Raw genomic sequence first — 22,701 nt, 5'->3', positions numbered from 1 at the left:
GTTCAAATGGCGATTCAGCGTTTAATTGGTTTTGGGAAAAAAGAAGAGTTTAAGGAAATTTTGGCAATTTTAAGAAGGCAGAACCCTGATAGGATAAGGGTTCTGTGAAATTTGTCGTGTACAGAGAACTTATTTACCAGAACGGTTACGTTTACGTTCGTTTTCAGTCAAGTAACGCTTACGGATACGAATTGACTTTGGCGTTACTTCAACCAGCTCATCATCTTCAATAAATTCAAGCGCTTGTTCAAGCGTGAATTCAATTGCAGGTACCAGTGTCAACGCATCATCAGTACCAGAAGCACGTACGTTTGTTAACTGTTTCGCTTTGGTTGGGTTAACCACCATATCATCTGAACGAGAGTTAATACCAATGATCATACCTTCGTAAACTTCTAACTGAGGCTTGGCGAATAAACGACCACGGTCTTGCAAGCTGAACAATGCATAACCCAAGCACGTACCTTGAACCATAGAGATCAACACACCGTTTTGACGTTTGGCAACTTGACCTGCTTTCATTGGGCCATAGTGTGAGAAGCTTGACGTCATGATACCCGTACCAGAAGTCATGGTCATGAATTCAGAACGGAAACCAATTAAACCACGTGAAGGCACAGTTGCTTCAATACGGATACGGCCTTTGCCGTCTACTTCCATATTGGTCATCTCACCCTTACGGTTACCCATTTGCTCCATCACAGCGCCTTGGTGCTGTTCTTCTACGTCAAAAGTTACGTTTTCGTATGGTTCTTGCATTTCGCCATCAATCTCTTTCAAGATTACTTGCGGACGAGATACACCCATTTCGAAACCTTCACGGCGCATGTTTTCAATCAATACTGAAAGGTGAAGTTCACCACGACCAGATACTTTGAAACGGTCTGGACTGTCAGTATCTTCTACACGAAGTGCAACGTTATGAATCAATTCACGGTCAAGACGTTCACGGATGTTACGTGAAGTCACAAACTTACCTTCTTTACCCGCAAAAGGTGAGTTGTTAACTTGGAAAGTCATCGATACGGTTGGTTCGTCTACAGAAAGCGGCGGTAAAGCTTCTACATTTTTCGGATCACAAATCGTGTCAGAAATATGTAATTCGTCCATACCTGTTACACAAACGATGTCACCTGCAGATGCAGATTCGATGTCGATACGCTCTAAACCGTGGTAACCCATGATTTTTAAGATACGACCGTTACGTGTTTTGCCTTCTTGGTCAATCACGGTTACAGGTGTATTCAATTTCACAGAACCACGTTGAATACGACCCACACCAATCACACCCACGAAACTATTATAGTCAAGTGAAGAGACTTGCATTTGGAATGGACCATCAACATCAACTGCTGGTGGCTCGACGATATCTACAATTGTTTGGAATAACGGCGTCATATCTTCCGCTAATTCGTCTGGCGCAGGACCAGCAACACCACGTAAGCCTGATGCATATACGATTGGGAAGTCTAATTGGTCATCGGTTGCACCCAAGTTATCAAACAAGTCAAATACTTGATCAATAACCCAGTCTGGACGCGCGTTTGGCTTGTCTACTTTGTTGATGATCACGATTGGCTTCAAACCACGTGCGAACGCTTTTTGCGTTACGAAACGTGTTTGTGGCATTGGGCCTTCTTGTGAATCAACCAAAAGAAGTACGCAATCCACCATCGACATGACACGTTCAACTTCGCCACCGAAGTCGGCGTGTCCCGGGGTGTCCACAATGTTAATGCGGTATTCAGTATCAGTACGTTTGTCTAACCATTTGATTGCAGTGTTTTTTGCAAGAATGGTAATACCACGTTCACTTTCAATAGCGCCTGAATCCATGACACGCTCAATCTCGCCCGCTCGCTCACCGAGTGCGCCCGATTGTTGTAAAAGTTTATCCACAAGAGTTGTTTTTCCGTGGTCAACGTGCGCAATAATTGCGATGTTGCGGAGAGTTTTAATATCAGACATTTAAATTCAATACGCTATAAATTTGAGGGCAAATTATACAGAAAAATACTAAAGTTTTATAGTGACACTTTATTGACACACTCAATTTTTTTGATGAGTGGCGTGCTTTGGGTTTTGTAATGCTGTGTAACTCGATTAGAATAGCGCCACTTTTGCAATTTTTTATGACTCATGTCTGATTTAAACCACTCTCCCCACCCAAAAGACCAGCTCGATTTGGTCTATGGTCTGAATGACCGTCCAAAACCATTCATCGCTTTTTTAGCAGCTTTTCAGCATTTACTGGCAATTATTGTTCCAATTGTCACACCAGGTCTCTTAATTTGCTTGGCTTTAGGTGTTTCCAAACAAGATACCAACATGATCTTGTCAATGTCTTTGGTCATTTCAGGCATTGCAACCTTTTTACAATGTAAAAAAGTCGGCCCTTTTGGTGCAGGTTTGCTCATTGTGCAAGGCACCAGTTTTAACTTTATTGGCCCAATCATTGGTATTGGCTCTGCTATGGTCGCCGCAGGCACACCTGTTGAATCCGTCATGGCGGCAATTTTTGGCGTGGCCATTGCAGGTTCGTTTATTGAAATGGGCGTATCGCAAATTTTACCGTGGGTCAAAAAGCTGATTACCCCATTGGTCACTGGTATTGTGGTACTTCTCATTGGTTTGACCTTAATTAAAGAAGGCTTAATCAGTATGGGTGGTGGCTATCAAGCCATGAGCAATAATACCTTTGCCAATACTGACAACCTAATTATGTCGTGCACGGTCTTGGCAATTATTATTATTTTGAACCGCATCAATATCACGTGGATTAAAAGCTCTGCCATTTTAATTGCCTTGGTGATTGGTTATGCAATGGCAGGCATGATGGGTCATCTCGACTTTTCAGGTCTGAAAGATGCCCCTCTGGTACAAGTGCCGACTCCGATGCATTTTGGACTGGATTTCTCTTGGAGCTTATTCATTCCATTGGCATTTATTTATTTGGTGACTTCACTGGAAGCCATTGGTGATATTACCGCGACCTCTAAACTCTCCAATCAACCTGTCGATGGCCCACAGTGGATGCAACGCATTAAAGGCGGTGTATTGGTAAATGGCGTTAACTCATTCTTGGCAGGTATTTTCAACACCTTCCCAAGTTCGGTATTTGCCCAAAACAATGGCGTGATTCAACTTACAGGTGTTGCTAGCCGTTATGTCGGTATCTGGATTGCTGCTCTACTCATCATTTTAGGTTTACTTCCTGCAGTCGCGGGTGTGATTCAGGCTGTGCCTCAAGCCGTGTTGGGTGGTGCTGTGATGGTGATGTTCGGTGCCGTTGCCGCTTCGGGAATCAATATTCTTTCAGGTGTCGCTTTAGATCGTCGTGCCTTGCTGATTATTGCAATTTCATTAGGCTTAGGCTTAGGTGTTGCACAAGTGCCACAAATTTTGGAACACTTACCTGAATTATTCCGTAATATTTTCAGCTCAGGCGTTGCCACAGGCGGTATTGCAGCACTCATTTTAAATATTGTGCTTCCTGAAACTAAAAAGTAATTGCATGTCCAAAAAACACTGTCTGAGCTGAACTTAGACAGTGTTTTTCTATTGGAGAGAGAACCATGAACCCCCAAAGCGAAGTTTTACTCAGACAATATGACTATTTGTCTGGTCGTGTTCTACTGATCAATGCCCCAACCGATCAACTCCTCGCAGAATTGGGTGACTCAATCCAAGCCTCTGTCTGGACATGGAATTTCAACGACTATCAATACTTTCAAAATCAGCAGGCTCAAGTGCATTTTGGTGCAGAGTTTCCTGCTGCCGAGTTTGATCAAGCAGTTATTTTCGTACCCAAATCCAAAGAATTACTGAATTATTTAATTCATAATGTTGCGGCCCAACTCAAAGTGGGCAGTAGCATATTTTTGGTGGGCGAAAAGAAAGGTGGGGTTGAGCGCGCAGCCAAACAGTTACAGCCTTATGGCAAAACACTCAAACTAGATAGCGCCCGCCACTGCCAACTATGGCAGCTGATTTTAGACTGCAAGGTTCAAACTAAAACCTTAGCAGATTGGGCGAAAAACTATACAGTTGCTACACCTAAAGGCGATTTACAGATTTGTGCCTTGCCGGGTGTATTTAGCCAAAAACACTTGGATGTTGGCACGGCTGTATTACTGCCTTACTTGAATCAGGTTACTGCTGGAAAAATTGCAGATTTTGGCTGTGGCGCGGGTGTGATCAGTGCTTACTTAGCCAAACTTAACCCTGAAAATCGTATTTTTGCCTTAGATGTCGATGCCTTTGCTTTAGCGTCAACGCAAATGACGTTTGAAAAAAATCAGCTCAATCCACAACAGCTTGAAATTAAAGCCGTGACAGGCATTGAGGATGCACCGCTATTTTTGCATGCCATCGTGAGTAACCCCCCGTTCCACCAAGGCATTCACACACATTACGATGCCAGTGAAAATCTGTGTAAAACCTCACGTCGTCACCTGAAATCGGGTGGTGAACTTTGGATTGTGGCTAATCGCTTTTTGAATTATCCACTCTTAATTGAACAAAGTTTCGGTCAATGCACAATCAAGGCAGATCAACAAGGCTTTAAAGTGCTGTTTGCCAGCACACAGAAAAATACAAAGGAAGTAGGATGAGCGACTCACACAACAGTAGAAAACTGCAGCGTAAGCTCGGTGCGCGTCATTTAAACATGATCGCCATTGGTGGCTCAATTGGTACAGGTTTATTTCTTGCTTCAGGTGCGACCATTGCCAATGCAGGTCCTGGTGGCGCCTTGCTTGCGTATGCGCTAATTGGCGTCATGATTTATTTTTTGATGACCAGTCTAGGCGAACTTGCAACGCATAATCCAACTTCCGGCGCGTTCTTTACCTATGGCAGTAAATATGTCGAAGGTGGTTTTGGTTTTGCACTGGGTTGGAACTATTGGTACAACTGGGCCATTACCGTGGCATTTGAATTGGTTGCGGTGCAGTTCATCATGAAATTTTGGTTTCCTGATATTCCTGGCTTTTACTGGAGTGCCTTGTTTTTAGCGGTAGTTTTCGCAATTAACGCATTAACCGTAAAAGGATTTGGTGAATCAGAGTTTTTCTTCTCACTGGTCAAAGTCCTTGCGATTGTCGCCTTCATCATCATTGGTATTTTCATGATTGTCAAAATCATGCTCAACCCTGATGTTTCGACATTTGCCAATTGGAGCAAAGGCGAAGCACCATTTGTAGGTGGATTGTCTGCCTTAATTGGTGTGGCGATGATTGCAGGATTCTCATTTCAGGGGACTGAAATGGTGGGCGTTGCAGCGGGTGAATCTAAAAATCCAAAGAAAACCATTCCAATTGCAATTAAACAAATCTTCTGGCGTATTTTGTTGTTTTATATCGTGTGTATTTTTATTATTGGTACCTTAATCGCCTATGATGACCCACGTTTACTTCAAGCAGCCGCCACCGATAACATTGCGCTCTCTCCGTTTACTTTATTATATGAGCAAGCAGGCTTTGCCTTTGCTGCAAGTGTCATGAATGCGGTGATTTTAACTGCGATTCTTTCTGCAGGGAACTCGGGTATGTATTCATCGACCCGTATGCTATTTGATATGGCACGTAAAGGCAGTGCACCAAAAGCTTTTGCCCGCTTGGATGCTCGTGGCGTCCCAATGAATGCACTGTATGCCACAACAGCAATCGCTGCACTATGTTTTTTAACAACATTTATTGGCGAAAAACAAGTATTTAACTGGCTTCTGAATATGTCAGGCATGTGTGGTTTTATCGTTTGGCTCGGAATTGCTGTATCGCATTATCGCTTCCGTAAAGGCTATTTGGCACAAGGCTACAAACTTGAAGATTTAGATTACCGCGCTAAATTTTTTCCTTTTGCGCCATGGTTTGCCTTTATTTTGTGTGCAATTGTCGTGTTAGGGCAAAACTACCAAGCAGTTCTCGAAGGTGAATGGCTCGCAGTTTTATCGACTTATATTGGTATTCTTTTGTTCTTGGTCATTTGGTTAGGCTATAAATGGAAACACAAAACCAAACTGATTGCATACCAGGATATGGATGTGAAACCACTACACCCTGATCATGACTAAAAAAGTTCTTCTTCTATTTCACTTCATTTAAGAAGCTAAGGTTCAAAAAAACAGCCAACATTTGGCTGTTTTTTTAGGATAAATTTAAACCAAATTCGATTTACAACATATTTTGTTATCATTATTACGGCGAGAGATCACGCCACAGACTGCTCAATGTTGATTTTATAATCGCTAAACAACGACTTGATCGACTGATAGACATTCAGTACATATATCTTGTTTCAAAATTTGATCTGCGACGACGCTTTGGAGTTTTTTAATGAATTGACGATAAACTTGGTATAAAAATTCGACTAAGTTTACGAGTCAACAGACCGAAATATTAAGCACCATCAGCCTCTACCTTATTTACTCTTTATTCTAAAAATCATACTTTTACAATATTTTTTAAACGTATTGAATGTAAATTATTTCAGGCACTCTTTAATCCAAACACCTCATAAAAAAAGAAGTATAAAAAAACGACTCCGAAGAGTCGTTTTTTCAACTTAACTCAAATTATTGAGCTTGTTGTTCAACAGTCACTGTACGGCTGCCAGTGATCGTCGCGAATACACGACGGTTCATAGCACGACCTTCTTTAGTGTTGTTGTCAGCAATCGGTTGATCCCAAGCGAAACCTTGAGTAGACAAACGAGCTGGATCTACATTGTATTCATTTACAAGTGAAGATTTAACAGAGTTCGCACGCGCTAAAGATAAACGTTCGTTCAATGCACGTGGACCAGTGTTATCAGTGTGACCTTCGATGCGAGCAGTAGCATTTGGATATTCAACTAACTTCTCAGCAACTTTAGCGATTTCTGGCTTGTACTGATCTTTGATGTTTGATTTGTTAGTATCAAAGAACACACGAAGTTCCATGTTCAAGTCTTCAGTCAACTCTTGTGGAGCTGGTTGAACTGGAGCAACTGTTTCAACTGGAGCAACTTCTACTACAGGAGCAGCTGGCTTCAAGTGACCGCCAAGAACTACGTTAAGACCAGCTAAAGCTGTGTAGTTCCAGAATTTTTCGTCAAAGTGGTAAGTACCACGTGCTTCTGTACGAAGAGATAAAGCATCGTTCAAACGGAAGAACGCACCAACACCAGCATTACCTAAAGTACCTTCAATATCTTCACCATCAGCAATAGAGCCTTCTGGCGAGTATTTATAATGACCAGCACCTAAAAGTACGTATGGCTTGATTTTGCTATCGTAGTTTTTAGTGATCAAGTCAGAAGTTGCATAGAAGTTACCAGCAATATTTTGAGCTTTATACTCAGCACCCGCACCAGCACCGTCTACATCACCTTTAACTTGGCTATATTCAGCTTCGAAACCTAACCAAGGAGTAAGTTCAACACCAAGTGCTGCACCAACAAATAAATCGTCCTGTAATTCTGGACCATCTGTTAGCTTGTCATTGTTGTGTTGAGTGTCTTGGAATGTGTAACCAAGCATTAATGGGGTAACAGTTACGCCCGCGTTTGCAGCAGCTAAAGGAGCAGCTACGAGCATTGCTAATGCAATACGACTCATTTTCATGGATTTATCCTCCAGAGATAACAATTGTTGTTCAAGCTCAAGCTTAAATTTTCGACTACCCTGAGATAGGCTTTCTTATACCCCAGTATTATTTTTAAGCTAGTCACATTGAATCATACAAACACTTTTTTACTTTTCCAAGTGCTTGATAATTTTAATCAAGTAAATTATTGACAAAATTACTTACAATTTCCGTTGTAATTCGGTAACTTTCTACTCAATTATTTGGTGCGAATAGCCTATCTTTCTTGCGGTTTATTCTAACACTTTCACGAAAAGTTGTTTAGTAATTATTATACAACACATAAAGTGCTATAAAACAACAAATTACTCAAATTAATCATAAAAAAACATAACAATAACAGGTATAGACTTATGTCGAATATAAGCAAAAATGGCTTCACGCTGTTTGAATTGATCGTCACGTTAGCGATTAGTGCGATTTTAATCATGGTTGCCCTGCCCTATTTTCATCAGCTGATGGCAGAACAAGAACTCAAACGAATTCAGTACTCATTGCTGTCTAGCCTAAAAATAGCACGCTCCCATGCCCTCACCCACCACAGCAATGTGGTGATTTGTCCTACGCAAAACTTTGTTCAATGTAGCAAGCAAAACTGGAATACTGGATTTTTGATCTTTATGGATCGCGATCGGAACCGCCAAATTGATGAAAATGAATACATTATTTATACAGAAAAAACTGCACTTAAATACGGAACTCTGGATTGGCGTGGAACTTTAAACATTCCTAGTGTGACTTTTAATGCACAACAAGGACTCCCAATCGGTTCAAATGGCAGCTTTTTCTATTGTTCATCCACGGTATCGAATCACCGTTTGGTACTGAATAAAATGGGCATCACTCGAACAGAATTTACTTCAGAATGTTAACTTAGTAGTCTAAAGTTCGGTACTCGCTGTCACTTTATTCTCATGATTTTTTGCCTATACTGCTGAGGCAAGGTATCGCATACCCATACATCAGCATAACAATGCACAGAACAATTTGGAGAATATAAATGACTGATATCGTGATTGTGAATGGCGCTCGTACTGCCATGGGTGGTTTTCAGGGCAGTTTAGCCACACTGACTGCACCTGAGCTGGGTGCAGCAAGTATTCAAGCCGCAATTCAACGCGCAGGTCTGCAACCCACAGATATCGAAGAAGTCATTATGGGCTGTGTTTTGCCTGCTGGCCTAAAACAAGGTCCTGCACGTCAAGCTATGCGTCAAGCAGGTTTACCAGATTCAACAGGTGCAGTGACCATCAATAAACTGTGTGGTTCGGGCATGAAAGCTGTCATGCAAGCTGCCGATGCAATTAAAGCAGGTTCTGCTTCCATCATTGTTGCAGGTGGCATGGAGTCGATGAGTAATGCACCTTATATTCTGACTAAAGCACGTGCAGGTTACCGCATGGGACACGGTGAGGTGAAAGATCACATGTTCTTAGATGGCTTAGAAGATGCAGAAACAGGGCGTTTAATGGGCTCATTCGCACAAGATATGGCCAATAGCAAAGGCTATACCCGTGAACAAATGGATGATTTTGCGATTCGCTCTCTCAAACGCGCGCAAACTGCCGTAAATGAAGGCTATTTTGTCGATGAAATTGTGCCTGTACATGTTTCAACACGTAAAGGTGACGTGGTTGTCGATAAAGACGAACAACCGTTTAATGCCAATATTGAAAAAATCCCAACCCTTCGTCCAGCTTTTGCCAAAGATGGCACGATTACCGCAGCCAATGCCAGCTCAATTTCAGATGGTGCTTCAGCCTTAGTCCTAACGTCTGCAGAAAATGCAGCAAATAAAGGTTTACAACCATTAGCAAAAATTGTGGCTTATGCCACCAATTCACAACACCCATCTGAGTTCACCATCGCCCCTGTTGCTGCGATTCAAAAAGTATTGGATAAAGCGGGTTGGCAAGTTGCAGATGTAGATTTATGGGAAATTAATGAAGCTTTTGCCATGGTCACCATGTGCCCAATGGATGAGTTCAAGCTTGATCCTGAAAAAGTGAATATCAACGGTGGTGCATGTGCGCTTGGGCATCCTGTGGGTTCTACAGGTTCACGTATTATCCTAACTTTGATTCATGCGCTTAAACGTACAGGTGGCAAGCGTGGTGTGGCTGCTCTCTGTATTGGTGGTGGTGAAGCAACTGCGGTCGCGATTGAATTACTTTAAGTGCCTTGCAACCCCTATTTCGTAAAGAGGGATTGAGGTAGATTGAATAAAGTCATTCCCTAACCCTTCTTTATTCAAAAAGTAAAAAGACGAATCATTGATTCGTCTTTTTGCTTATAACTTTAAAAAGTTTAGAGCAATTCTGCACGCAACTGTTCAGGCGATTTCATTGACAATAAACCTGGCGCAACATCATAAGCAGTTTTTGCACCATATTGCTGCATTTGGTTTAAACGATAGCAAGCACGTGCATAAGCCACCAAAATACTCGCGGTAAACTCAGGATTGCTGTCTAACTTCAATGAGAATTCAAGCACTTGTTTTTGTTCATCGCTGGTATTACCACTGCGAATGACAAAACCACCATGTGGCATGCGTTGGTGATCTTTGGCTAAAGTCGCTTCATCAATGAAATTTACGGTTGTGTTGTAGTCAGCGAAATAATCTGGCATGGTCACAATCGCTTGCTCTACCGCAGCAGCATCGGCACCTTCTGCAAGTACGACATAACATTCACGAGTATGTTTATCTTTGGTGCTTAATACAGGACGCGCACCGCTACGCACTTGTTCAATGGCATCATTCGATGGAATGGTATATTGCACACCTGCTTTTACACCATCAACACGACGAATGGCATCTGAGTGACCCTGACTTAAACCTTTACCCCAAAAAGTATAGGTTTCACCATCTGGTAACAACGCTTCACCAAATAAACGATTAATCGAGAACATGCCTGGATCCCAACCAATTGAGATGAGTGCAGTTTTCTTGTTCGCTGTCGCAGGTGCATCTACAGATGCATAATATTCAGGAATACGTGCATGCGTATCGAAACTATCGACAATATTAAATTGGCTCGCCAGTACTGGACCTTGTTGTGGCAAGTCGTCTTTTGAACCACCACATAAAATCAGCACATCAATTTTGTCTTGAAAATCTGACAATGAATCCATGTGAAACACTGCTGTTTCAGCAAAACATGGTGAAACGCTTTCAGGCGCACGACGGGTAAAAATACCCACCAATTGTAAATCTGGGTTTTTATGAATCGCCGTTTCAACACCACGACCTAAGTTGCCATAACCAGCAATACCAATACGGATAGAATTTTGCATAAAGACAAATCACTTCATCATGAAAAAATTGAAAAATAAATCAGAGGATAATCACATCAAATTATCGTCTTGATTGATTTTTGATAATGTAAAAATAACGCCTACATAAGACTGCGATGCTACATCAGCGTGCTTATACTACAGCACTTTGCGGTAAATTAAATCATTAAGAAGTGCGATAAAACAAGCCGTTTGATCATTTTAAGGCAAACAAAAAGCCTGCACATGGCAGGCTGTTTGTAAATGTGTGAACCGCGATATTTCGATAAAATCTATCTACATTTCGATGAAATCCATCATCAATATATTACGCACCTGTTTGATAATTTGGTTTTGGCACTGCGGTAGAAGCTTGATAAGGATGGGTAAAGTCCGCCAAACCTGCTGCAGCTTCTTGCACATCTTTACCTTCTTTAATCACGAAAGTATCGAAACCTGCACGCTTCATATAATTTAAGACGTCTTTAAAGACATCACCGACTGCGCGAAGTTCACCCTGAAAGCCTTGACGGCGCAATAACGCTGCAAATGAATAACCACGACCATCATTAAAACCAGCGAATTCAATAAAAATCGCATCTAGTTCAGCAAGCGGAAATTCGTGGTTTTCTGGAGAAGCATCTACGGTGAGATACAACGCTTTTTTACCTGAAACTTGCGCCAACTGATCAAGTTGCTCAACGCTTAACACTACATCACCTTGAGGTAATGCAGCATCTTCAGCAATCACTTGATAAGTATTTTCTGCAATCGTGCCATCTTTTGCGAGCACAGGCAGTGCGGTATTAAGCATAAGCACGCTCCTTAAATGGCTGGATGCCGACACGACGATAAGTGTCGATAAAATCTTCACCCTCGGTACGCAAGTCTAAATAGGTATTTAAAATTTCTTCCACGACATCTGGAATCACTTCAGCAGCAAATGATGGCCCTAAAATATCGCCAATTGAAGCGTCATGATCGGCATGACCACCCAGGGTAATTTGGTAGAATTCTGCGCCTTTTTTATCAACACCTAAAATTCCGATATTCCCCACGTGGTGGTGACCACACGCATTCATACAGCCCGAAATATTCAAATCCAATTTACCAAGGTTGTAGATGGTATCTAGATCATCAAAACGGCGTGAAATCGCTTCTGAAATTGGAATTGATTTTGCGTTAGCAAGCGAGCAGAAATCACCGCCTGGGCAGCAAATAATATCGGTAATAAAGCCAATATGCGCACGCGCCAAGTTGTTAGCATCTAACACTTGCCACAATGCAAACAGGTCTTTTTGTGGCACATCTACCAAAGCAATATTTTGCTCATGCGTGGTACGCAACTCACCAAAGGTATATTGATCGGCCAAGTCTGCAATCAAATTCATTTCTTCGGTGCTCATATCACCTGGTGCAATACCCGCACGTTTTAAAGAAATCGTGACAATGCGGTAACCCTGCACTTTATGTGCATTGGTATTGATGTTGAACCATTGTTTGAATTTTGGATACTGTGCAAACAGTTCGCTAAAATCTTCATCGGCATAGTTTTGATAAGCAAATGGCGTGAAGTTTTCATCCATTTTCTGCAAAGTTTCTGCATCAATTTTTAAAGTTTTCACTGTATGTGCAAACTCAGCTTCAACTTTTTCTGCAAATACTGTTGGCGTTAACGCTTTTACCAAAATCTTGATACGTGCTTTATATTTATTGTCACGGCGACCGTGTAAGTTATATACACGCAATACTGCTTCTAAATAAGCAATCAAATCTTCACGTGGCAAGAATTCACGAATCACACTACCAATAATTGGCGTACGGCCTAAACCACCACCCACTTTAATTTGGTAACCCGTTTCACCTGCCGCATTTTTAACAATATATACGCCAATGTCGTGAAACGCAGTCGCTGCACGATCCACTTCTTCAAGTGCTGAAACAGCAATTTTGAACTTACGTGGCAAGAATGCAAATTCAGGATGGAAGGTAGACCACTGACGAATTAATTCACAAGTCGGACGAGGGTCGGCAATTTCACCTGCCACAACGCCTGCATATTGGTCTGTGGTGGTGTTACGAATACAGTTGCCTGAGGTTTGAATAGCATGCATTTGTACTGTTGCAAGCTCAGCTAGCATATCTGGCACATTTTCAAGTGCAGGCCAGTTAAACTGAATATTTTGACGTGTTGATACGTGTGCATAACCACGGTCATAGTCTTTGGCCAGCTGCGCCACTTTACGCAACTGCTTAGAGTTCATCAGACCGTAAGGCACAGCAATACGCAACATTGGCGCATAGCGTTGTACATACAAACCATTTTGCAGACGTAATGGACGATATTCGTCTTCAGTCAATTTGCCTGCTAAATAACGTTCCGTTTGGTCACGGAACTGTGCAACACGTTCATTAATCAGTTGCTGATCGAAATCAGTATATAAATACATGGCGTACAGCTAGTCATTTCTATTATCACGGCTGACAGCATAGCGAGATTCAATCTATCAACAAAATGTGTTTTTTACATATTTCTTAGCGATTTTATTGATAAGACATTGCAATGGCACAGCCTGCAAGCCTTTGCCGAAATTTCCAGACCTTTTACATAGCTATCACAAAATAATGCATGCTTTAGCACTTTTTATGCTATAGCATCTATTCGATCTATTATTGATTACCTGAAATTACGACTTGGCTTCATCTTCATCCTGATTTTTAGTCTGAGATGACCACTGCCCTGCGCCCAAAGCCTGCCCGATATAATCGTAACGCATTTGAGAACGTGAAAATTTAATTGGACACGCCAACTGAGTTTCAGTTTTTTCGGCATTCTGCTGAATAGGAACTTCTACTGTCCAACCGCGTTGCTGTGCCAAAGGTGAATGTAAGGCTTCATCTAAAGTGAATACAGGTTCAACGCAGACATCATATTGCGCGAATACCTGCTGCCATGTGGCAAAACTTTGTGTTTTAATTTTATCTTGAATAGCGTGTTTGACTTGCAAGCGCTCTTGCGGATCTAAAGATGCCCCTTTTTCCAAAAGTATCGGTAAGTTTAAAATCTGTGCCAAACCCTGCATAAACTGCGGCTCTAAACTACCGACTGAAAGATAACGGCCATCTGCTGTTTCATAATAGTCATAATAGGTGCCACCATTTAAGTAAGATTGCTCAGCATATTGAGGAACCTGTGCCGCCAAAACTGCTGAAGCGGCCATATTGTTTAAAGTCGCAGCGCAATCGGTCATCGAAATATCAATATACTGCCCTAAACCACTGCGCTGACGTTCTATCACTGCACTTAAAATCGCCACCAAAGCATGCAATGATCCACCTGCTACATCGGCCACTTGAATCCCGAGCGGTGGCGGCCCACCCGCTTGCCGTCCACTATGCCCCGCAATGCCAGACAAGGCTAAATAGTTGATGTCATGTCCTGCCCTTTGTTGATAATCGCCTGTTTGTCCATAACCTGTGATGGAACAATAGATCAGTCGCGGATTAATTTTTGCCAAGCTGGCATAGTCCAGCCCTAAACGCTGCATCACGCCTGGTCTAAACTGTTCCAATACAATATCGAATTCGGCAATTTTATCGTGAATAAGCTGAATACTTTCGGGGGATTTTAAATCCAAAGTAATTGACTGTTTATTCCGATTCAAATAACTGTGCGAAGTCGCTTGTCCATTGGCATAGGGCGGAAATAAACGAATTAAGTCAGGACGGGTTGCTGATTCAATATGAATCACCTCTGCACCCATATCCGCCAAATACAAACTGGCAAAAGGGCCGGGCAATAAGGTAGAAAAATCTAAAACTTTTAAACCGCTCAGTGCATGTGTCATTGTTGTGATTACTCGATTTTTACTGATTTTCCGTTCATCTTATAAACAGCAAAACTGTAACACAATGTCATGTTCAGCCATTTACCTTGATCATTTCGGCAATTTATTATGTAAAATAAGTAAAATTGGTATTGTAAATTGCCAATTTCAATTTTTAGCGTCATTTAGGTCAAGCTTACGTGAATACAAAAGAGACTGAAGGATTTAACATGAGCAGAGATACCATTAGTATCCATTTTGTAAATGCAGCGCTCACGGGTGTTAAGCGACTCGGCATGGATGTCGAAACCTTATTATCTCATGTCGGTATTGAGGCAGAACTTCTGCGCCAACCGAAAGCACGTATTTCACCTGAACAATATACTCGCTTTATTAAAATGTTGTGGATGGTGACCCAAGACGAACACGTGGGTTTTGATTCTCAGCCACGTCGTTTGGGTACATTCGCGATCATGTGCCAATTGGTAATTCACGCCAAAACACTGGGCGATGCCTTAGAACTCTCTTCGCAATTCTACAAACTGTTTGGTGATGATTGGTCGGTTACCTTAGAACGTGATAAACACGAAGCACGTTTGGTACCATCTATTCCACAAGCTATGGATCCTGATCACTTTATTACTGAAAGTATGTTGATGATTTGGCACGGCTTGGCATCTTGGCTGATTGAACGTCGCCTGCCTTTGGAGCGCGTACATTTTGGCTATCCACGTCCTGCACATGCAGATGAATACGATGCGCTGTTCTTTGCGCCTGTCATGCAATTTGACATGCCACGCACCGAAATTACCTTTGCTGCCGACTACTTGGATTTACCAATTCGTCAAACCCAAGAAACCTTAGACGAATTCTTAAAAACCGCGCCTGCGCAATTGTTGGTGAAATTCAAAAACACCAATTCTTTAACTTCGCGTATTCGTGACGTGTTAAAGAGCCAAATTGGCGAAGAAATGCCAACCTTGAACGATGTTGCATCCATGCTGTACCTATCGCCACAAACCTTGCGTCGTCGTTTGGCTGCAGAAGGTAAAAGCTATCAAGGGGTAAAAGATGCATTACGCCGTGATGCCGCGATTCACCTATTGCTGAATCCTGAACTTACCCTTGAAGATGTGGCACAACAAGTTGGCTTTAGCGAAACCAGTACTTTCCACCGTGCTTTCAAAAAGTGGACTGGCGTCACACCTGGTTTATACCGTCAGTTGCACGGTTATCATTAATTTAGAATCGACAATTCACAATAACTCGTAATTCCAATCGATTGCCCTTGCACACCGCAAGGGCTTTTTTTATCGCTCTATTATAGTTTCAATCTTTCTGCCAAATTACTGCGTCATCCCAATTAGCAAAAAACCTCACTGACCTGTACCGTTCTCGTCATTGCACTTCAAAATTTTCAGATTACACTCAAAAGCAATCATAAAGAAAACTATCGACAAGGGATTGATTATGAGCGAGGCCTACATCATTGATGCTATTCGCACTCCGCGCGGCAAAGGAAAAAAAGATGGCGCATTACACGAAGTTAAACCCATTCGCCTACTCACAACCTTATTGAATGAATTGCAACAACGACACAACCTAGACACCTCACAAGTAGACGATATTGTTTTGGGTTGTGTCACACCTATTGGCGATCAGGGTGCAGATATTGCCAAAACCGCAGCGATTGCCGCAGGTTGGGACAATGACGTCGCAGGCGTACAAATCAACCGCTTTTGTGCCTCAGGTTTAGAAGCCGTGAACCTCGCAGCGCAAAAAGTTCGTTCGGGTTGGGAAGATTTAATCGTTGCAGGTGGTGTGGAATCTATGTCACGCGTGGCAATGGGTTCCGATGGTGGTGCTTGGGCATTCGACCCTGAAACCAATATGGCTTGTGACTTTATTCCACAAGGTATTGGCGCTGACTTAATTGCCACACTCGATGGCTATAGCCGTACAGAAGTCGATCAATTTGCAGCAGCATCACAGCACAAAGCCGCAGCAGCACAAGCACAGGGACATTTCGAGCGCTCGATTGTACCTGTCAAAGATCAGGCAGGTGTGGTGATTTTGGCACAAGATGAATTTATCAAACCACAGACCACGGCTGAAAGCTTGGCACAGCTCAAGCCGAGTTTTGCCAATATGGGACAAATGGGTTTTGATGCGATTGCCCTGCAAAAATATCCTGAAGCAGGACAAGTCAATCATGTGCATCATGCAGGCAATTCATCAGGTATTGTTGATGGCGCGGCATTGGTCTTGATTGCATCGGAACAAGCGGTACAACAACACAACTTAAAACCACGCGCCAAAGTGCTTGCTACCGCACTGGTTGGCACAGACCCTGCCATTATGCTCACAGGACCCGCGCCTGCAGCACGCAAAGCCTTAGCCAAAGCAGGACTGAACATTGAAGATATTGATCTGTTTGAAGTCAATGAAGCCTTTGCAGCCGTGGTTCTGCGTTTTATTACAGAACTTCAGGTTGATCCCGCCAAAGTCAATGTGAATGGTGGTGCTATTGCCTTGGGTCATCCACTTGGCGCTACAGGTGCCATGATTTTAGGCACCTTACTGGACGAGCTAGAACGACAAGATAAAAAACGCGGCATGGCTACATTATGTGTAGGCGGTGGGATGGGAATTGCCACCATTATTGAGCGAGTATAAGGAGTATAAAAATGAGCGCCATTCACTATTATAAAAATGCCGATAACATTGTCATTCTAACCTTTGACTCACCAAATCAATCTGCCAACACCATGAATGCTGACTTTAGAGATGCATTAGCGCAAGTGGTACAAAAGTTAAAAGCAGACGAACAAGTGGCGGGAATCATTTTCGCCTCTGCGAAAAAAACCTTTTTTGCAGGCGGTGACTTAGATGAGTTGATTCAAGTACAGCCTGAGCATGCCAGCTCATTTTTTCAGATGATTGAAAACCTAAAAGCACAGCTGCGTTATATTGAAACCCGTGGTATTCCTGTGGTAGCTGCCTTAAATGGCACGGCACTCGGCGGCGGATGGGAACTTGCTCTGTGCTGTCATCATCGTATTGCAATTCGTGATGCAAAAACCAAGTTTGGTTTACCCGAAGTGACTTTAGGTTTATTGCCTGGTGGCGGTGGTATTGTGCGGATGGTACGTTTATTGGGTTTACAAACTGCCCTGCCGCTGTTGATGGAAGGCAAACAGCTGAGTGTGGAAAAAGCACAAAGTTTAGGTTTAATCCATGATCTTGCTGAAAATGAAACAGAATTACTCAGCAAAGCCCAAGACTGGATTCTTGCACATCCTCAATCACAACAAGTATTTGATGTCAAAGGCTATAAAATCCCTGGGGGAACACCATCTACACCTGCTGTCGCGCAAATGCTTTCCATTGCTCCTGCCATGCTACGCGACAAAACCAAAGGCTGTTACCCTGCGCCTGAAGCAATTTTGAGTGCAGCAGTAGAAGGTGCGCAGGTTGATGTCGATACAGCCTTACGCATTGAATCTCGCTATTTTACCCAGCTCGCAACAGGTCAAATTTCTAAAAATATGATTGGCACCTTTTGGCATGGGCTGAATGCGATTAAATCGGGCAGTGGCCGTCCGCAAGGCATTGCACCGCATCAAACTCAAAAAGTCGGCATTTTAGGTGCAGGCATGATGGGCGCAGGCATTGCTTATGCCACAGCAAGCAAAGGCATTGCGGTTGTTCTGAAAGATGTATCCATCGAACAAGCTGAAAAAGGCAAAGCTTACAGTCAAAAACTATTGGATAAACAAGTATCGCAAGGTCGTATAAGTGCAGAGCGAGCAGCACAAGTCTTAGCCAATATTCATCCAACGGCACAGGCTGCCGATTTACAAGGCTGTGATTTGATTATTGAGGCGGTATTTGAAAATCCTCAACTCAAGGCGCAAGTCACACAAGAAGCCGAAGTTTTTCTGGCAGAACAAGGTGTGATGGCATCCAATACCTCAACTTTGCCAATAAGCGGGCTTGCCCAAGCTGCGCAAGATCAACAGCGCTTTATTGGACTGCATTTCTTTAGTCCTGTCGATAAAATGCCGTTGGTAGAAATCATTAAAGGAAAAAACACCTCTGCCGATACTTTGGCAAAAGCATATGACTTTGTGCAACACATTGGTAAAACACCGATTGTAGTCAATGACAGACGTGGCTTTTTTACCAGTCGGGTGTTTGGCACTTTTGTGCAGGAAGGCTTGCGCTTACTGGCAGAAGGCGTACATCCTGCCAAAATTGAAATGGCAGCTTTAAAAGCAGGTATGCCTGTTGGCCCACTTGCTATTCAGGATGAAGTATCTTTAACCTTATCTGAACACGTGGCACAGGAAGCACGTAAGGCGCTGCAAGCCGAAGGGAAAGACCGACCACTGTCGAGTGCAGATGAAGTCATTCAAACCATGATTCATCAATTCTCGCGTAAAGGCAAAGCTGCAGGTGCAGGCTTTTATGACTATCCTGAACAGGGTAAAAAACAGCTTTGGTCGGGGTTAAGCCATTGGTATCAAAATACCGAAATCGCTGAACAAGAGATGATTAACCGTTTCTTATTTGTACAAGCACTGGACAGCTTACGTTGCTTGGAAGAAGGTGTTTTAGAATCTGTCATTGATGCCAATGTGGGTTCCATTTTTGGCATTGGTTTTCCTGCATGGACAGGTGGTGCTTTACAATTTTTGAATCAATATGGTTTAACACAGGCTTTGGCACGAGCACAGCAACTTACTGCTGAATATGGCGAGCGTTTTACCCCACCTAAAATCTTGCAAGATCGTGTTGCTGCAGGTGCTAAAAGCATTTAAAGCTAAACTTTAAATTTAAAGCAATCTGGGAGGGATATATCATCCCTCTTTTTATTTGCTCAAAATTACAATGAATATCCCTGCATAAATAGAATTTAATCCGTTTTTCATGCATTTTATGTTATAAAGTTACATAATTTTAAGATTTAGATTCAAATTGGGTAGATGCACATGACCGAACGCCTTACTCCTGAAAAATCACCTTGGGGTTGGAAAGCACTCTTTATTTTCTGTATTTTGGGTGGAATTTTCATGTTTATTTTCTGGTTAGCGGTCACGAATGAACCTGACTACATGCCTAGCCAGCAACAAAAGCAGAATACTCAGCAACACGCCTTTAAAAATGCGCCAGCTATGTCACAAGAAGCATTGGCAAAAGCACAAGCAGATCGTGAAGCACGTGAAGCTTTGGCTGCTGAAACTGCAGATGCACACGGTATGACTGAAACAGAACATGCCAATATGCCTGAAAACCATGAGCCAGCACCCGCACATGGACATTAATATGCGCTAGCGGCTCTGTTCATACAGTTTATAAAAAGAAATCGCCATGATCACATTCCATCATGGCGATTTTTATTTTGCACGATTAAAATCAGGACTATCGACAATTCATTTAAAATATCAATCGCATATCTACATGCGGAATACCACAATCTAAATACGACTCACCCTCAACCTGAAAACTCAAACTTTGATAAAACGGAATCGCGTGTTCCTGCGCAGACAACTTGACCCACGGACGTTGCTGCTGCTTTGCCACCTGAATAATATGCTGCATTAAAACACGTCCCACACCTAAACCGCGCTGTGATTTCAACACTGCGACCCGTCCAATACTGTGATTTTCCAGTAAACGTGCTGTTGCAATCGCCTGTCCAGTTGCATAGACCACAAAATGCAAGGCAACTGCATCTTGTGCATCCCACTCATCTTCAGGCGCAATTCGCTGTTCCTGAATAAAGACTTGCTCACGAATAGATTTGGCCTCTGCAGCAAATTGTGTCCAAGTGCCCGATTGAATTTCATAATCTTGCATCTTTATATCCTGTTCCATCTTGCTTAGCACTTAGAACCAATGCCCTGTTGATCCCACTGATCGTTCAACAACAACTCCAAAGAATGTTTTTGAATACCGTACATGGTTTTTAAATCACGAATTTGTGCCAAAACTGCTTGATCAGGTTCACTCCAATTTTGACGTTTGGTTGCCAAAATCATTTTGTTTTTACTGGTGTGTTCTAAAGCGACAAACTCAAAAACTTTGGTGTCATAACCATAGGCTTTGAGCAATAAAGCGCGGATGGTATCGGTTAACATTTCCGCCTGTTGCCCTGCATGAATGCCAAATTGCAGCATCGGTTGCAACACGCTTGGGCTTTGTAATTGTGGACGCAACTCTTTATGGCAACACGGCGCGCACATAATCATTTGTGCATTCAGGCGAATACCAGTATGAATTGCAAAATCGGTGGCGACATCACAGGCATGCAAAGCAATCATTACATCTAAATGTTCTGGCTGATAGGTGCGCACATCGCCCTGAAAAAAATCTAGCTGCTGAAAGTCTGAAGCACTCGCCACCGACTGACAAAACTCAACCATTTTCGGGTTTAGTTCCACCCCAGTCACAAAGGGAATAAATTGCTGCTTTTGCAAATAGTCATAGAGCGCAAAAGTTAAATAGCCTTTGCCTGAACCAAAATCCACCACGCGCAAGGTATTTTCCGAAATTTTGATTTGCGCCAAGGCACCCGAAAAAATTTCAATAAATTTATTAATCTGTTTCCATTTACGCGCCATGCTCGGAATAATTCGCGCTTTGGCATCGCTAATCCCCAAGTGTTGTAAAAATGGGCTGGATTGATCGACATAACGCTGCTTTTCTCGGTCATGTCCTTGCGGTTCTTTCGGTTTCGCTATAGTCGGTGCTGTTTTACTAATGCTGAGCATGGCTTTCTTTTTGTTCTTTTTGAGCTGAATTTCCTGATCAGTCATAAATAAATTGGCCTGTTTACAATCTGCCAATAAGTGACTCAATTGCATCTGCGCTTCTGCCAAAGGATAGTTTTTGGTGATATCCTGCGTTTTATGGCGATACAAACAAGTTAAAACAGTGTCTTGATTCAGCTGAATCACCCGCAAGGTGATTTTTTCTAATTGTTCCAGTTCACCTTTATATTGACTCAGCACCACACGATCAAGCTTTTGTGTATCAATGGCTTGCTGAAAAGCCTCTAAGAATTGTTGTTCCTGCACAGAGGGAGAAGCCAAAGTCGACATAATAAAAACCTGAAAAAATTACAATTCAAGTTTAATTGTTATTACCCTAAAAGCAAAATTGAATTACGATACAGTTGTATAATTAAGGAAATTAAAGCAGATTTGCCATGAAATTAAACGCCCCTTTAGTGCCTGATTATGACCTGCAAGAAGAACGGATTAACTATCTGAGTCATGGTGTTGGTGCGGCTTTGGCTTTCATTGCAGGTATTCTTTTAATCATTAAAGGTGCATATTTAAATACAGGGCAATGGCTAGGTTTGTGGGCCTATGCAATAAGCATGGTACTGCTTTTTTCTGCTTCAATGCTGTACCACATGGCAACCGCAGCAGACCGTCGTTATTTTTATAAAAAGCTAGATCACACCGCAATTTATTATTTAATTGCAGGTACTTATACCCCGTTTTTATCCATCGCCATTCCTACGCAAAAAGCGCAATATTTGTTAATAGCTCTGTGGATTATTGCCCTGATTGGCACCCTATTTAAACTGGTATTCATCAACCGTTTTCATAAAATTTCTTTAATTGCCTACTTGGTGATGGGTTGGTTAGCCGTTCTAGTCATGGACGATATGCAAGCCTATTTAAGCAGCCAAGCCCTGACCTTTTTGTTGATTGGCGGGATTGCCTACACCGTGGGTGCATTGTTTTATGCCTTAAAACACGTAAGATATACCCACGCAATTTGGCATGTATTTGTCCTTATTGGTGCGGGCGCACACTTTTTGGCAATTTATCTGTATGTGATTTAATCACGCTGAATATCATTCATGCTTTACAGATAAAACGGTCAGATTTGAATGGTGTTCATGGATGCAGTTTTGTAACCGACTTCTTGTTCAAAAAAGTATAACTACAAGAAGTATC

General features: G+C 42.4%; 18 protein-coding genes. 10 read left to right on the top strand and 8 right to left on the bottom strand.

Annotation, left to right across the window (positions count from 1 at the left end):
• Positions 1 to 129: 129 nt before the first annotated feature.
• A complete protein-coding gene (gene typA / locus HX743_RS13500) occupies positions 130 to 1,968 on the bottom strand; it encodes a translational GTPase TypA (RefSeq protein WP_104853091.1) in 1,839 nt (612 codons plus the stop codon).
• A gap of 171 nt (positions 1,969 to 2,139) precedes the next feature.
• On the opposite strand from typA, the gene HX743_RS13495 reads away from it, so the two are divergent.
• From HX743_RS13495 to HX743_RS13485, 3 genes are all read left to right on the top strand, one after another.
• Entirely contained in the window at positions 2,140 to 3,510 is a 1,371-nt protein-coding gene (locus HX743_RS13495) for a uracil-xanthine permease family protein (protein WP_178319472.1), read from the top strand.
• Between the two features lie 65 nt (positions 3,511 to 3,575).
• Complete coding sequence (locus tag HX743_RS13490; RefSeq protein WP_178319471.1) at positions 3,576 to 4,613, top strand: methyltransferase; 1,038 nt, start codon at positions 3,576 to 3,578, stop codon at positions 4,611 to 4,613.
• Positions 4,610 to 6,073, top strand: coding sequence for an amino acid permease (locus HX743_RS13485; RefSeq protein WP_178319470.1), 1,464 nt, complete (start codon positions 4,610 to 4,612; stop codon positions 6,071 to 6,073). Before HX743_RS13490 ends, HX743_RS13485 begins: the two co-directional genes overlap by 4 nt.
• Positions 6,074 to 6,574: 501 nt before the next feature.
• Here the strand turns inward: HX743_RS13485 and omp38 are convergent.
• Positions 6,575 to 7,603 (bottom strand): outer membrane protein Omp38, encoded by a 1,029-nt coding sequence (gene omp38 / locus HX743_RS13480; protein ID WP_178319469.1) that lies wholly within the window; start codon positions 7,601 to 7,603, stop codon positions 6,575 to 6,577.
• A gap of 375 nt (positions 7,604 to 7,978) precedes the next feature.
• Here omp38 and HX743_RS13475 point away from each other — a divergent pair, with 375 nt between their 5' ends.
• On the top strand, positions 7,979 to 8,497 hold the full coding sequence (locus HX743_RS13475) for a GspH/FimT family pseudopilin (protein WP_178319468.1): 519 nt from the start codon (positions 7,979 to 7,981) through the stop codon (positions 8,495 to 8,497).
• Positions 8,498 to 8,625: 128 nt separating this feature from the next.
• Entirely contained in the window at positions 8,626 to 9,801 is a 1,176-nt protein-coding gene (locus HX743_RS13470) for an acetyl-CoA C-acyltransferase (protein WP_178319467.1), read from the top strand.
• Between the two features lie 131 nt (positions 9,802 to 9,932).
• On the opposite strand, the gene HX743_RS13465 is transcribed toward HX743_RS13470, so the two are convergent.
• The 4 genes from HX743_RS13465 to HX743_RS13450 form a co-directional block, all read right to left on the bottom strand.
• Positions 9,933 to 10,919, bottom strand: a complete 987-nt coding sequence (locus HX743_RS13465; RefSeq protein WP_004972441.1) for a diaminopimelate dehydrogenase — start codon at positions 10,917 to 10,919, stop codon at positions 9,933 to 9,935.
• Positions 10,920 to 11,226: 307 nt separating this feature from the next.
• Positions 11,227 to 11,712: a DUF934 domain-containing protein gene (locus HX743_RS13460; RefSeq protein WP_178319466.1), complete on the bottom strand. Its 486-nt coding sequence runs from the start codon at positions 11,710 to 11,712 to the stop codon at positions 11,227 to 11,229.
• Positions 11,705 to 13,348: a nitrite/sulfite reductase gene (locus HX743_RS13455; protein ID WP_178319465.1), complete on the bottom strand. Its 1,644-nt coding sequence runs from the start codon at positions 13,346 to 13,348 to the stop codon at positions 11,705 to 11,707. The genes HX743_RS13460 and HX743_RS13455 overlap by 8 nt, the downstream gene beginning before the upstream one ends.
• A 237-nt stretch (positions 13,349 to 13,585) precedes the next feature.
• Positions 13,586 to 14,746: a CaiB/BaiF CoA-transferase family protein gene (locus HX743_RS13450; protein ID WP_178319464.1), complete on the bottom strand. Its 1,161-nt coding sequence runs from the start codon at positions 14,744 to 14,746 to the stop codon at positions 13,586 to 13,588.
• 209 nt (positions 14,747 to 14,955) lie between these two features.
• On the opposite strand from HX743_RS13450, the gene HX743_RS13445 reads away from it, so the two are divergent.
• The 4 genes from HX743_RS13445 to HX743_RS13430 all read left to right on the top strand — a co-directional run bounded on the left by HX743_RS13445 (position 14,956) and on the right by HX743_RS13430 (position 20,052).
• Positions 14,956 to 15,966 carry an AraC family transcriptional regulator gene (locus HX743_RS13445; RefSeq protein WP_004972448.1) on the top strand — a complete coding sequence of 337 codons (1,011 nt, stop codon included), beginning with the start codon at positions 14,956 to 14,958 and terminating at the stop codon, positions 15,964 to 15,966.
• Positions 15,967 to 16,195: 229 nt separating this feature from the next.
• Positions 16,196 to 17,401 carry an acetyl-CoA C-acetyltransferase gene (locus HX743_RS13440; protein WP_096901568.1) on the top strand — a complete coding sequence of 402 codons (1,206 nt, stop codon included), beginning with the start codon at positions 16,196 to 16,198 and terminating at the stop codon, positions 17,399 to 17,401.
• 11 nt (positions 17,402 to 17,412) lie between these two features.
• On the top strand, positions 17,413 to 19,548 hold the full coding sequence (locus tag HX743_RS13435; protein ID WP_178319463.1) for a 3-hydroxyacyl-CoA dehydrogenase NAD-binding domain-containing protein: 2,136 nt from the start codon (positions 17,413 to 17,415) through the stop codon (positions 19,546 to 19,548).
• 171 nt (positions 19,549 to 19,719) lie between these two features.
• The gene (locus HX743_RS13430; protein ID WP_004972453.1) at positions 19,720 to 20,052 is read left to right on the top strand and encodes a hypothetical protein; all 333 of its coding nucleotides are present in this window, start codon (positions 19,720 to 19,722) and stop codon (positions 20,050 to 20,052) included.
• Positions 20,053 to 20,164: 112 nt separating this feature from the next.
• Here the strand turns inward: HX743_RS13430 and HX743_RS13425 are convergent, their stop codons facing one another.
• Positions 20,165 to 20,587, bottom strand: a complete 423-nt coding sequence (locus HX743_RS13425; protein ID WP_004972455.1) for a GNAT family N-acetyltransferase — start codon at positions 20,585 to 20,587, stop codon at positions 20,165 to 20,167.
• A gap of 23 nt (positions 20,588 to 20,610) precedes the next feature.
• Positions 20,611 to 21,831, bottom strand: coding sequence for an SAM-dependent methyltransferase (locus HX743_RS13420; protein WP_178319462.1), 1,221 nt, complete (start codon positions 21,829 to 21,831; stop codon positions 20,611 to 20,613).
• Between the two features lie 107 nt (positions 21,832 to 21,938).
• On the opposite strand from HX743_RS13420, the gene HX743_RS13415 reads away from it, so the two are divergent.
• Entirely contained in the window at positions 21,939 to 22,586 is a 648-nt protein-coding gene (locus HX743_RS13415; RefSeq protein WP_178319461.1) for a hemolysin III family protein, read from the top strand.
• The last annotated feature ends 115 nt before the right edge of the window (positions 22,587 to 22,701 follow it).

The sequence above is a fragment of the Acinetobacter sp. Swhac1 genome (genome assembly GCF_013390985.1).
Classification (GTDB): Bacteria; Pseudomonadota; Gammaproteobacteria; order Pseudomonadales; family Moraxellaceae; genus Acinetobacter; species Acinetobacter towneri.
This window is presented reverse-complemented; position numbering and strand designations above follow the sequence as displayed.